This is a genomic window from Pseudarthrobacter sp. J1738, from assembly GCF_050490315.1.
Lineage (GTDB): Bacteria > Actinomycetota > Actinomycetes > Actinomycetales > Micrococcaceae > JBNPEO01.
This window is the reverse complement of the sequence record NZ_JBNPEO010000009.1, coordinates 49269-62148: the sequence shown is the minus strand read 5'-3', so window position 1 is coordinate 62148 and position 12880 is coordinate 49269. Positions and strand designations below refer to the sequence as shown.

The following is a 12880-nucleotide window of genomic DNA, read 5'->3' as shown; positions in this document are numbered from 1 at the left end:
AGCTCACACAGCGCAAGATCCTTCGCGCCGGATTGAAGCTTTGCGTCTTACAGCTAGCTAGTCGCCCTTGGTGCCAAAAACTATCTCATCCCAGCTCGGTACGCTCGAACGGCGCTGTTTGGCAGGCCGACGTTCCGGATGTTGGTCCTTACGCGTTGGCTTGGATTCCTGGGTGGAATCCTTAGGAGATTTTCCGTGGCTTAAAGCGGAATCTTCGCTGGGGACTTCCTCGGAAAAGTCCTGATCCTCGGCTGTCGCTGAGCTGTCCTGATCTGCGGATTGTCCCGAACCGTTTCGAGCACCGCCAAGGAGCTCATCCGCCAGCGTGGGGGTGGTCCGGGCCGGGGAGGCGACCACTCGGATCTCACGGGTGTCGGTACTTACGCCGTCGTGCAAACGCAAGGACTCGTCGTCGTTCATCCGTGGCGCAAGGGAAAGCTTGCCAAAGCGCGATGCGGCAGGTGATACCGGCTGAGATTCCTCAGCAGCCGGCTCGTAGTCATCATGCTCTGCAGCGTTCCAATCAACGGAATCATCAGACTCGGCGTCGTCTTCATATTCGGCAGGACGGGGATGCGCGGCAGGAATACCGTTAGTAAGGATCAGCGCTAAAGCATCATCTGATTCTTCGTCCACACCCAAGCGCTGGCCGCGGCGCGAACGCAGCATGTCCAACAGTGAATCCGAATCGGAGACACCAGCAGGAACGTCATCGGCGTCGGTCTCAAAATCAAAGGGTCGATCAGAAACGGCTGAAAGCCTGCGGGCGGGAAGCGGCCCATCGAGCGGTTCTAGCTCGCTCAATTGTTGTGCCCAGCGGTTGTTATTCTGAATCGATTTGTGAGCTGGGTTGTAACTCCACTGTGCTGGAGGCTCTTCGCCAACTCCGCTGCGGGCGGCGTCCGGGACAGTAAATTGGGCCACCACTGTCCAGATACCGTCTTCGCGGCGCCAAGAATCCCACTCAACAGTGTTGGGCTTGATTCCGTGAGCCGTGAGGCGGTGCGAAACCATCTCACCCAAAGACGCCGGCTCATCACCAAAAGCTGAGCGGTACACGTCATGGCCGGGGCTGGGAGTGGCTACTTCCACCTTCCGCGCGAGCTGGGTGATGTACTCACGCTCGGCCAAAACTGGGCCCTCATAGCGCTGAACGTGGGCAAGATCCAAGCCAGATTCTTCAGCAACTTCAGCGGCTGTGGCACCGGCCCGGATCCGAGCCTGGATATCCCTAGGGGTTAACGACTTCTTAGCCGGGTCGCCTGCGGCGGCCTCGGCTGCAATTCTTGACGGTGTCCGGCTTGCGGCTACTCGCAATGCTTCATTGATGGGCAGCAAGAACACCTCACCACCATTTCCGCTGAGCAAGAGATGCTCGCCGTCTTCATGGACACCTACAAGTCGTAGATCCTGCATAGAAATCCTCCACCCTTGCCTGGCCATCTAAGCAATGACTCTGCCACCACATACCCGGAATTCCTACTATCCGGGAGGGCGTGCCGCGATTTTTGCACCTATAGATGGCATGATGAGTTGCCGCTAGGGCACAAAAGCCGGTGTCCGAACGTTGACATACACGGATTCGTAGTTTTTGTAGTCGTAGTGCGAATCAGCTCTAGACGAGTAACACCGAAGGGAAGCGTGAGCAGTACACCATGGCGACAGATTATGACGCCCCACGTAAGACTGCGGAAGAGCCCGCCGCGGAATCAATAGAAGAGCTCAAAGCACACCGCTCGGACGCCCAATCAGCAGTAGTTGATGAGGATGAAGCCGAGCTGGCCAACTCTTATGAGCTGCCTGGTGCGGACCTCTCCGGTGAAGAACTGCAGGTTACGGTGCTCCCAGCACAAGCAGACGAGTTCACGTGCGCCTCCTGCTTTTTGGTGCGTCACCGCTCGCAGATTGCGCTCGAAAAGAACGGCTTAACGTACTGCAAGGACTGCGAAGGCTAGCTCGCAGCAGGCTGAACGAGGCACGCTGAACGAGGCACGCTGAACGGGGTGCGCTCAACGCAGAACCGTAGTATCGGCGCGATGAGGGGAACGGCTGGGATTGGTGCAGTGTTGCTTAGGAGAGCGCCTTGACCAAAGCTGCCGGATGGCGGGTCGAGGCTAGCCAATACGGGGTTTTGTCCTGAGGGTCCAAGATTTGAATCTTCACCACAGAGGAAATCCACCCGCGGATGCACAAGTAGGTCAGGCCATTGAGCCGAACACCGCGCTCGGCTGTGGCCTCGGCCCCCTCAAACGCTTCAACCGTGCCGAGCAGGGAACGCTCAATGGTGGCTCGTCCAACTCGGAGAGTGGCAGGTGTGACCTCGATGGTGGGTGTTGAGGTGTAGAGCATCACTGCCTGGATAAGAAACAAAACGATCGCGGCAATGTACCCAGAGGTCATGTTGATAGGCGCGAATACTAGGATTCCTGCACCGGAAATCCCCAAAACCACAATCCAAATCCACACCGCTGGCCACAAACGTTCGGTGTACAGCACCGTTGAGGAAGTGGCAGGGGGAATCTGGGCGGAAGTCTCAGGCATGTACTTAGCTTTCCACTCTTGGCGCCAGTTCTCCCAATTGGTCAGTGCAGTGCCCCGTCTTCAACCGCTAGAGTGGGGCACTGTGAACCAAGAGATACAGCCTGGACTACGGATTCAACTCAAAATGCTCGACGCCGGACTGGAAGCGCCTAGTTATGCCCACCCAGGTGACGCTGGGGCGGACCTGCGGGCCAGGGAAGACGTAACGCTTGCTCCTGGCGAGCGGAAACTTGTGCCCACCGGCGTCGCGATTGCGCTTCCTTTTGGGTACGTTGGGTTGATCCACCCGCGCTCTGGACTTGCTACTCGGCACGGGCTCACGGTGGTGAATGCGCCCGGTACCGTGGACGCTGGGTACCGTGGCGAAATTGCGGTGACGCTGCTCAACACCGATCGCAGCGAAACTATAGAACTCAAGCGCGGCGATAGAATTGCCCAGATGGTCATTCAGCGAGTGGAGTACGCGCAGTTTGAACACGTGGACGAGTTGCCCGATTCGGTTCGGGGCGACGCTGGCTTCGGCTCAACCGGTGGCTTTGGTCAAGTCCAAAACTGAAACAATAGAGGAGCAGTTCCCCATGGCTTTTGGGCGTTCAAAAAAGGCGAAGAATGAACTCGTGAACGACGAGCAGATTGACGTTCTTCAAACGCCTGCAGTTAGTACCGAGAAGGCCCCTTTCCCGCGCGCCGAAACAGGTCCCTTTGACGTCTCCGAGGTTGACGACAACGAAGACTTGATTGACATGGGTTCGCTACGCCTCGTTGCAGCCCAGGGTCTCGAACTCCGGCTCGAGGTGGAAGAGTCCACCCAGCGGGTTATCGCAGTGACCATGGACTTAAAAGGTTCCACTGTGCAGTTGCAGCCATTTGCGGCTCCGCGCTCGGAAGGGCTGTGGGACGAGATTCGCGAGCAGATCAGCCAATCGGTGGCTAGCCAAGGCGGGCACGTCGAAGAAATTCAAGGTTCCTTTGGCACAGAGCTCATCGCCAAACTTCCTGCCCAGACAGCTGATGGTGGTCCCGGCCAGCGAGTAGCCCGCTTTGTTGGCGTAGACGGGCCTCGATGGTTCTTGCGTGCCGTCTTCGGTGGCGATGCGGCACTTGAACGGGAAGCGGCAGCTGAGTTGGAAGATTTGTTCCGCAAGGTTGTTGTGGTCCGGGGCGAAAGCCCCATGCCGCCCCGGGATCTATTGCCGTTGAACCTCCCCAAGGACGCGATTGGTCAAGCCCCTGAGCCGGCTCCGTATTCACCTGACGAGGCTCCTACGTTGACCGCGCCTGAACGCGGCCCGGAGACAACACACATTGGCTAATCACGCTGCGTATGCCTTTGGCGGAGCCGATTTCTCTACTGTGGCCCAATTGCCGGAGCGGGGACGGGCGAGGTGCCGTGGGTACATCGAATCGGTCACATTCGCCCCATGGACGGCAACGCCAGTTTTTACCGCCATTGTGGTTGACCTCGATGAAGGAAAAACAGCCAACGAACTCAAGACCAAGCGGACAAACCGGGTGAAACTTGTGTGGCTCGGACGGCGCAGGGTGCGAGGGATTGACCCGGGCACTCAGATTCGTTTTGAGGGTATGGTCTCTCACAATGATTCGATCCCAACAATTTTCAACCCGCGGTACGAGATTTTGGCCCACCAGGAGCACTAAGTGAATGCCCACAACGATCCGCAAACTACCGCGCCCAACGAACCTGAATCCGCATTTGCCCAGACCGCTAGTGGATATGCCCAAAAGGCAGGAATAAAGCGTAAGGCCGATGGCCAAATCGACATGATGCATGCCGCCGGTGGTGTGCAGGGTATCGCTGAAAGCATTGTGCCGGGTTTGGTGTTTTTGGTGGCTTTTACTATCAGCCATGCTTTGCCGGTCTCGTTGATCGCCGCTCTTGCTGTCTCCGCCGTGTTCACAGTGATCCGGCTGGTCCAACGGCGCCCGGTGACCCAAGCGCTTGCCGGAATTATCGGCGTCGGAATTTCTGCGTGGTTCGCCAACAGCACCGGTAAGGCTGCGGACTTTTATCTTCCCGGCTTCCTGACTAATAGCGCGTACATCGTTGCGATGGTGATTTCAATTGCTGTGAAGTGGCCGGTTGCTGGCTTGTTGTTTGGTTTTATCCGCAATGAGGGCATTGAGTGGCGCAAGAACCCACTACGTGTTCGCGCCTATCAATGGGGCACGTGGATCATCGTTGCTGTACTGGCCTTGCGCCTAGCTGTCCAGGTTCCGCTCTACTTGATGGGCGACGCCGGACTAGCGGCGCTGGGGACAACCCGCCTTTTGATGGGTGCACCGCTGTACATATTGGGTTTGTGGGTGGCATGGATCCTTACCCGCGACGAGGCTGCTAAATACGACGAGTCGACAAAGAGCTAGAACTTAAAGAACTAGAGCTTAAAGAACTACGGCGCCGCTCGCCCTGAAGGCGACACGGCGCCGTAGCGCTACCGGGACTGGCGAATCTAGCCGTCGAAGCCGTCGTCCTCAGGGGTTTGGGGATCTTCAGCCAAGGTGGCGTCTGGCGCAACTGCCCGAGGCTCGTCGTCCTCGTTGATACTGGCGGCGAGAAGTTTCCGCAGCCCGTCCTCGGCCGCAATGGTGGTAACGAGGAACAGCTCATCTCCACCCTCTAGGACGTCATCAAGGCTGGGCGTAATGGGCGCTTGGTCACGCAAAATAGCCACGAGGGTGGCATCGAGCGGCCACTCGATGCCACCAACAGTTTTGCCAATCAAGTGCGAATCGTGCGGAACCGTGAATTCCACAAGGGAGGAAACACCGGTTTGGAGGGTGAGCAGGCGCACCAAGTCACCAATCTCCACGGCTTCCTCAACTAGTGCTGTCATCAACTGCGGTGTGTTCACTGCAACGTCTACACCCCAAGAGTCGTCAAACATCCAGTCATTTTTGGGGTTGTTAACACGGCCCACGGTGCGGCCCACACCGAATTCGGTTTTGGCCAGCAAGGAAACCACCAGGTTGACCTTGTCGTCACCGGTAGCCGAAACAACAACGTCCGCTTCTTCAAGCTTTGCGTCCTTGAGTGTGCTCAGTTCGCAAGCATCGCCAACCAGCCAGTGGGCCCCGCGCAGTCCGCTGCGGCCAATGACTTCGGGCTTCTCATCGATCAAAAGAATTTGGTGCTTGTTGATGAGCAGCTCACGGGCAATGGAGCAGCCAACGCTTCCCGCCCCTACGATCACAACTTTCACTGTTCCTCCTTGGCGGGAGCCTTAGCCAATTGGTGGGACGCATGGTCCAAACCGTCAACGGGGACGATTGCGTGGATGGTGTCGCCTTCTTGATAACTGCCAGCGGGGTCAACCATCACGCCCTCACCAAAGCGGGTTAGGTAAGCAATTCGAATTCCTCCAGCAGCCTCGATTTGGCTCAGGCGGTGACCTTGCCAGTCTTCGTGGAGCTGCATTTCCGCCAACATCAGGCGGCCCGAAGGTTCACGGAAGTCCCCGGTGATGGTCTGCTCGGGAAGAATCCGGCGGAGCACCTGGTCGGCGCTCCAGCGCACAGCAGCCACCGTGGGGATACCAAGTCGCTGGTAAATCTCGGCCCGCCCTGGATCGTAGATTCGGGCTACAACGTGAGGGACATGAAACGTTTCGCGGGCAACGCGAGTGGCCAGAATATTGGAGTTGTCGCCTGAAGAGACAGCTGCAAAGGCGTAGGCCTCTTCAACACCAGCTTGTTTGAGCGTTTCACGGTCAAACCCAACGCCTGTTACTTTGCGTCCACTAAATCCGCCTCGTAGCCGGCGGAAGGCTCGGTCATCTTGATCGATGATGGCTACCGAATGGCCCGCGTCTTCGAGGGTGTGCGCCAGTGTTGCACCCACCCGGCCACAACCCATGATCACAAAATGTGCCACTTGGGAATCCTTACTGTCTATACGCCACTGTTAGTCCGCCCACCCCGGCGTGTCCACGCCACCACATTCGCTGCTAAAACATACAAATGCTGGGGCAATAGCTGGGTCTAATCTACCGGCGGCGACCCAATTCATGACATTGGCCCGCAAGACGACTAACTTTAGTCAGGTGCTCTCACTATTGAACGCTATTAAACGCGTCCTCGTTGGGCGGCCGTTCCGCAATGACAGGTTGGCGCACACCCTCCTGCCCAAGCGGATCGCCTTGCCGATTTTTGCTTCTGACGCCTTGTCATCGGTGGCTTATGCCCCGGACGAGATTCTGCTGACCCTAGCCCTCGCTGGTGTGGGGGCTGTGGCGTTCTCACCCTTGGTGGGTCTGGCAGTGATGGTGGTACTGCTGACGGTTGTTGCGTCCTATCGCCAAAACGTTCATGCCTATCCTTCCGGTGGTGGTGATTACGAGATCGCGAACGTCAACCTTGGCAAATATGCCGGCTTGACGGTGGCCTCGGCACTTTTAGTGGACTACGTCCTGACGGTGGCTGTGTCCATGTCGTCTGCGGCAGCGTATCTGACAACGGCCGTGCCCATACTTCACGGGCAGCAAGCGATGATAGCGACTATCGGCGTCGTTATTTTGGCGCTTGTGAACCTGCGCGGTATCAAGGAAGCAGGAACAGTATTTGCTGTTCCCACCTACATTTTTATGGCGTCCATATTGGGGATGACCGTTATAGGTATCATTCAAGCCCTGACCGGGAGTTTGGGCCAGGCACCGTCAGCAGCGTTTGAAATTGTTCCCTCACCCGGCTTTGACGAGGGCCTTGTTGGATTGGCTGGCGCGTTTTTGTTGCTGCGGGCATTCTCCTCTGGTGCGGCAGCCCTGACGGGCGTTGAAGCCATCAGCAACGGTGTACCCAACTTTCAAAAGCCCAAGAGCAAAAACGCAGCCACCACCTTGCTGCTGCTTGGCGCCCTTGCCGCTGCGATGCTCGCGGGAATTCTGTACTTGGCCAACGCCACCAAAGTGCACATTGTTCTAGACCCGGCCAAGGAATTCTTGCTCAACGGCAAGCCGCTTCCCGAGGGGTACATCCAGAATCCGGCCATTAGCCAGATTGCGCAGACAGTTTTTGGCGCAGGGTCAATCCCGTTTTACATTGTGGTGGCCGCAACTGGCATCATTCTGGTTTTTGCCTCCAACACTGCGTTCAACGGCTTCCCAGTTTTGGGGTCCATCCTGGCGGAGGATGGCTACCTCCCGCGTCAATTGCGTACCCGAGGCGACAGGCTGGCCTACAGCAACGGTGTCCTAGCCTTGGCTGGCGGGGCTTTGGTCCTGATCTTGGCCTTCAACGCGGACGTCACTAAACTCATCCAGCTGTACATCGTTGGAGTGTTTATTTCCTTTACGGCCAGCCAGCTGGGCATGATCCGGCACTGGGGCCGGGAATTGCGCCGCGTTAAGGACAAATCACTGCGCCGGCGAATGATCAAGTCCCGCACCATCAACATGATCGGTTTTGGAATGACCGCGTTGGTGCTCGTCATTGTCCTGATCACCAAGTTTGAACAAGGTGCCTGGATCGCACTGTTGGCAATGTTTATCCTCTTTTTGATTATGTGGAGCATCAAGGCCCACTATGACAACGTGGCCAAGGAACTCTCCGTTGACGAGGATTCCTCACCACGGGCCCTGCCCTCACGTGTCCACGCCGTGTTATTGGTTTCCCACGTCCGTAAACCGGTTCTGCGGGCCTTGGCCTATGCCAGGGCTTCACGCCCTTCGCGGTTGGACGCAATCATTGTGGACATCACACCGGAGGAGACCCAACGCACACTCAGCGACTGGGAAAAACTCAAGATCCCGGTTCCGCTGACAGTCCTCGCGAGCCCCTACCGCGACACGATCACTCCCATCATGGAGTACGTGACCAATATGCGCCGCGACTCGCCCCGGGACCTCATTGTTGTTTACATCCCCGAATACGTAGTTGGAAAGTGGTGGGAGCAACTCGTCCACAACCAGACTGCGCTTCGAATCAAAACCAGGCTGCACTTCGAACCCGGAGTGATGGTGGCCAGCGTGCCATGGCAGCTGAAATCATCGGAAGAGGCAAAGAAACTGCAGGCACTTAAATGACCCAAGCTCAAGGCCGCACCGTGGAACTGACCGTGGGCCCGGTTGCACACGGCGGGCACTTTGTGGCGCGTTACGAAGGTCGCGTGATTTTTGTCCGCCATGGGCTCCCCGGCGAACGGGTGATGGCGCGGCTGACTGACTCCTCGGAGGACGCCAAGTTCTGGCGTGCCGACGTTGTGGAGGTCCTTGACGCTGCCCCCGGACGACGCGAACACTTTTGGGCTCCAGCAGATGCCCTTGCTGCCGCCGGACGCCGCGTGCCAGCGGTGGGTGGCGCAGAATTTGGGCACATTGAACTTTCCGTACAGCGTGAGCTCAAGGCCACGGTGATTGCCGAGCAACTTCAGCGCTTGGCAGGGCTCGAAACTTCCGTGGAAGTAGAAGCCGTGGAGATTCCTGGCGCTGGCGAGGACGGCCTGCATTGGCGTACGCGGGCGAGCTACGCCGTGGGCCGAGATGGGCGCCTAGGAATGCACGCGCACCGTTCGGATCGCATTATTCCGGTTCAAGAAATGCCTCTCGCTTCAGAGCAGATTAATGCTTTGCGTTTGTGGGAACTGGACTTAAACGGAATTGAGCGCATTGAAGTGGCTGCGCCGGCTAACGGCAGTGCACCGCTGGTGCTGCTGAATCCGGCGCCGGGAACTTCGGCCAAACGACTCTCGGCGATTCTCGCCGGCATTGATCCAGCGGCTTCGGTTGCCACGTTCAACCCGGGCGGGAGTGAAACCTTGCGGCTGCGCGGCCGTACCTGGCTGAGCGAGTCAGTGGGTTCTCATGAATACCGCGTGACTGGCGAAGGGTTTTGGCAGATCCACCGCCGGGCTCCGCAGACGCTCTCCGGGGCGGTTCAAGAATTCTTGAACGACGGCGGCTATCTCACCCCGGGTGCGAACGTGGCGGACCTGTATGCGGGGGCTGGTTTATTCACGGCACCGTTGGCCCAAGCGGTGGGGGAGAGCGGTGCGGTGCTATCAGTGGAGGGTGCACCAGGCGCCAGCCGGGATGCTCGCAAAAATCTCCATGGAATTCCTCAAGTGGAGATTGTGCAGGGCAGAGTTGAGAGTGTGTTGCGGCGCCAACCTCGCGCATTCGATGCCATTGTTCTTGACCCGCCCCGCGCGGGTGCTGGTACACAAGTGGTAAAGCAACTTATTGCGAGTTCACCACGGGCCATTGCCTATGTGGCATGTGATCCGGCTTCCTTCGCTCGTGACCTAGGCTACTTCCGCAATGCGGGGTGGAAGCTAGCGCAGTTGCGTGCGTTTGACCTTTATCCGAATACGCATCACGTGGAGACGGTCGCGTTGCTGCTACCGGCATCTAGTTAGGTAAACCTAACTAGCACGTGGTGATCTGCCAGACAAAGATGAAACTGTTGCGAGAGGAGTCCTGCGATGAGCACTGTGGACAGCTTCGGGTCAAAAGGCGTACTTAATGTAGCCGGATCCGAGTACGAAATTTTCCGGTTGAACTCCGTTGAAGGCGCCGATAGCCTTCCGTTCAGCCTCAAGGTATTGCTTGAGAACCTCCTGCGGACTGAGGACGGCGCCAACATCACGGCCGACCACGTTCGCGCTTTGGCCGGTTGGGACCCGGATGCCCAGCCAAACACCGAAATCCAGTTCACGCCAGCCCGCGTGATCATGCAGGACTTCACCGGCGTCCCCTGTGTTGTGGACCTGGCGACCATGCGTGAAGCGGTCAAGGAACTCGGAGGTGACCCCAAGCGGGTTAACCCCTTGGCTCCGGCTGAAATGGTGATTGACCACTCGGTTCAGATCGATGTCTTCGGTAACTCTGGCGCGCTTGAGCGCAACATGGAGATCGAGTACCAGCGCAATGGTGAGCGTTACCAGTTCCTGCGCTGGGGCCAGACTGCGTTTGATGACTTCAAGGTAGTTCCCCCGGGAACCGGTATTGTCCACCAGGTCAACATCGAGTACTTGGCACGCACCGTTATGACCCGCGAGGTTGACGGCGTTTTGCGCGCATACCCGGATACCTGCGTTGGTACCGACTCCCACACCACCATGGTCAACGGCCTGGGTGTTTTGGGCTGGGGTGTTGGTGGCATTGAGGCCGAGGCAGCAATGCTCGGCCAGCCCGTTTCCATGTTGATCCCACGCGTTGTTGGTTTCAAGCTCTCCGGTAACATCCCGGCTGGCGCTACCGCTACCGACGTCGTATTGACCATCACAGAGATGCTTCGTAAGCACGGCGTTGTTGGCAAGTTTGTGGAATTCTACGGCGAAGGTGTTGCAGCTGTTCCGCTAGCTAACCGCGCCACCATCGGTAACATGAGCCCGGAATTCGGTTCCACGGCTGCTATGTTCCCGATCGACGACGTCACCTTGGATTACTTGCGCCTCACCGGCCGCTCCGAAGAGAACGTGGCACTTGTAGAGGCCTACGCGAAGGAACAGGGCCTGTGGCACGATCCTTCCCGCGAACTGCGTTTCTCCGAGTTCCTCGAGCTGGACCTGTCCACGGTTGTTCCCTCCATCTCTGGCCCCAAGCGTCCTCAGGACCGCATTGAGCTCACCGATGCCAAGGAGCAGTTCCGCAAGGACATCCACAACTACGTTGGAATCGAAGACGGTAGCGTTGACGAATCCCTCGAGGAGTCGTTCCCGGCTTCGGATTCGCCGTCCTTCACGCACGCTGACTCGCACACCACCGAGTCCCCACGCGTCGTTTCGGCAGCGAACGGTGCACACGGCCGTCCGTCCAAGCCGGTTCACATCAAGACTGAAGACGGCCGCGAGTTTGAGCTCGATCACGGTGCCGTTTCCATCGCCTCGATCACCTCGTGCACCAACACCTCCAACCCCTCGGTGATGTTGGCAGCAGCTCTGCTTGCTCGCAACGCAGTGGAAAAGGGCCTCGTGTCCAAGCCGTGGGTCAAGACCTCCGTGGCTCCAGGTTCAAAGGTAGTTACTGACTACTACGAGAAGTCGGGCCTCACTCCGTATTTGGAGAAGCTTGGCTTCTACATTGTTGGCTACGGTTGCGCAACGTGTATTGGTAACTCGGGTCCGCTTGAGTCTGAGATCTCCGAGGCCATTCAGGCCAATGACCTCTCCGTCACGGCAGTCCTCTCGGGTAACCGTAACTTTGAAGGCCGTATCAACCCGGACGTCAAGATGAACTACTTGGCTTCCCCGCCGCTGGTTATCGCCTACGCCTTGGCTGGTTCCATGGACTTCGACTTCGACGCCGATGCACTTGGCCAGGACGCTGACGGCAACGACGTGTTTTTGAAGGACATTTGGCCGAACCCTGTTGAGGTTCAGCAGGTTATCGATTCGTCCATCGACGAGGCCATGTTCACCAAGGGTTACGAGGGTGTCTTCGAAGGTGACGATCGCTGGAAGGCGCTCAACACCCCTGAAGGCGACACCTTTGCTTGGGATCCGAAGTCCACCTACGTTCGGAAGCCCCCGTACTTCGAGGGTATGACCGCTGAGCCTGCTCCGGTCCAGGACATCTCCGGTGCTCGTGTGCTGTTGAAGTTGGGTGACTCTGTTACTACAGACCACATCTCCCCGGCAGGTTCCTTCAAGTCAGACACCCCGGCCGGTCAGTACCTGTTGGCCAACGGTGTGGAGCGCAAGGACTTCAACTCCTACGGATCTCGCCGTGGTAACCACGAAGTGATGATCCGCGGTACCTTCGCGAACATCCGCATCAAGAACCAGCTATTGGATGGAGTTGAGGGTGGTTTCACTCGCGACTTCACCCAAGCTGACGGCCCGCAGGCTTATGTCTACGACGCCGCTCAGAACTACCAGGCTGCCGGCACCCCGTTGGTGGTCTTGGCTGGTAAGGAATACGGTTCCGGTTCTTCACGTGACTGGGCAGCTAAGGGTACTGCGCTTCTGGGCGTCAAGGCTGTTATGGCTGAGAGCTACGAACGTATTCACCGCTCCAACCTGATCGGCATGGGCGTTTTGCCCCTGCAGTTCCCGGAGGGTGAATCCGCAGCAACGCTGGGCCTGACCGGCACCGAGACGTTCGCAGTTGAGGGAGTGACGGAGCTGAACAACGGCACCACCCCCAAGACTCTGAAGGTCACGGCAACCGCAGAGGATGGCAGCAGCAAGTCCTTCGACGCTGTACTGCGCATCGATACGCCCGGTGAAGCGGACTACTACCGCAACGGCGGCATCTTGCAGTACGTACTGCGTCAGATCTCCGCCAACTAGTCGCCACTAGATTGCAGTTGTGGCTGTTTTGAGTTCTCAGAACAGCCACAACTGCTAGTCATTTGGGCACGGCGTGGCCTCCGCTGGTTTGCA

12 protein-coding genes are annotated in these 12880 nt (G+C 57.9%); 8 read left to right on the top strand and 4 right to left on the bottom strand.

The annotated features are described in order from the left end of the window. Positions 1–57: 57 nt before the first annotated feature. Entirely contained in the window at positions 58–1416 is a 1359-nt protein-coding gene (gene sepH / locus ACQR35_RS11695) for a septation protein SepH (protein ID WP_430270122.1), read from the bottom strand. A gap of 239 nt (positions 1417–1655) precedes the next feature. On the opposite strand from sepH, the gene ACQR35_RS11690 reads away from it, so the two are divergent. Beyond that, complete coding sequence (locus tag ACQR35_RS11690; RefSeq protein WP_430268275.1) at positions 1656–1955, top strand: DUF4193 domain-containing protein; 300 nt, start codon at positions 1656–1658, stop codon at positions 1953–1955. 115 nt (positions 1956–2070) lie between these two features. Here ACQR35_RS11690 and ACQR35_RS11685 read toward each other — a convergent pair whose 3' ends face one another. Beyond that, positions 2071–2541: a DUF3093 domain-containing protein gene (locus ACQR35_RS11685; RefSeq protein WP_430268276.1), complete on the bottom strand. Its 471-nt coding sequence runs from the start codon at positions 2539–2541 to the stop codon at positions 2071–2073. Positions 2542–2623: 82 nt separating this feature from the next. Between ACQR35_RS11685 and dut the strand changes: the two genes are divergently transcribed. The 4 genes from dut to ACQR35_RS11665 all read left to right on the top strand — a co-directional run bounded on the left by dut (position 2624) and on the right by ACQR35_RS11665 (position 4926). Beyond that, the gene (dut, locus tag ACQR35_RS11680) at positions 2624–3097 is read left to right on the top strand and encodes a dUTP diphosphatase (RefSeq protein ID WP_430268277.1); all 474 of its coding nucleotides are present in this window, start codon (positions 2624–2626) and stop codon (positions 3095–3097) included. A gap of 22 nt (positions 3098–3119) precedes the next feature. Continuing rightward, positions 3120–3854, top strand: coding sequence for a DUF3710 domain-containing protein (locus ACQR35_RS11675; RefSeq protein ID WP_430268278.1), 735 nt, complete (start codon positions 3120–3122; stop codon positions 3852–3854). Next, positions 3847–4200, top strand: a complete 354-nt coding sequence (locus tag ACQR35_RS11670; RefSeq protein ID WP_430268279.1) for a hypothetical protein — start codon at positions 3847–3849, stop codon at positions 4198–4200. Before ACQR35_RS11675 ends, ACQR35_RS11670 begins: the two co-directional genes overlap by 8 nt. A gap of 93 nt (positions 4201–4293) precedes the next feature. Then, entirely contained in the window at positions 4294–4926 is a 633-nt protein-coding gene (locus ACQR35_RS11665) for a DUF3159 domain-containing protein (protein ID WP_430268328.1), read from the top strand. An 86-nt stretch (positions 4927–5012) separates the two neighbouring features. On the opposite strand, the gene ACQR35_RS11660 is transcribed toward ACQR35_RS11665, so the two are convergent. Both ACQR35_RS11660 and ACQR35_RS11655 read right to left on the bottom strand, forming a co-directional pair. Further along, complete coding sequence (locus ACQR35_RS11660) at positions 5013–5762, bottom strand: potassium channel family protein (RefSeq protein WP_430268280.1); 750 nt, start codon at positions 5760–5762, stop codon at positions 5013–5015. Beyond that, positions 5759–6433 (bottom strand): potassium channel family protein, encoded by a 675-nt coding sequence (locus ACQR35_RS11655; RefSeq protein ID WP_430268281.1) that lies wholly within the window; start codon positions 6431–6433, stop codon positions 5759–5761. Before ACQR35_RS11655 ends, ACQR35_RS11660 begins: the two co-directional genes overlap by 4 nt. Before the next feature lie 169 nt (positions 6434–6602). On the opposite strand from ACQR35_RS11655, the gene ACQR35_RS11650 reads away from it, so the two are divergent. From ACQR35_RS11650 to acnA, 3 genes are all read left to right on the top strand, one after another. After that, positions 6603–8579 (top strand): APC family permease, encoded by a 1977-nt coding sequence (locus tag ACQR35_RS11650; RefSeq protein WP_430270121.1) that lies wholly within the window; start codon positions 6603–6605, stop codon positions 8577–8579. Continuing rightward, positions 8576–9910: a class I SAM-dependent RNA methyltransferase gene (locus tag ACQR35_RS11645; protein WP_430270120.1), complete on the top strand. Its 1335-nt coding sequence runs from the start codon at positions 8576–8578 to the stop codon at positions 9908–9910. Before ACQR35_RS11650 ends, ACQR35_RS11645 begins: the two co-directional genes overlap by 4 nt. A gap of 66 nt (positions 9911–9976) precedes the next feature. Further along, positions 9977–12787, top strand: coding sequence for an aconitate hydratase AcnA (acnA, locus tag ACQR35_RS11640; RefSeq protein WP_430268284.1), 2811 nt, complete (start codon positions 9977–9979; stop codon positions 12785–12787). The last annotated feature ends 93 nt before the right edge of the window (positions 12788–12880 follow it).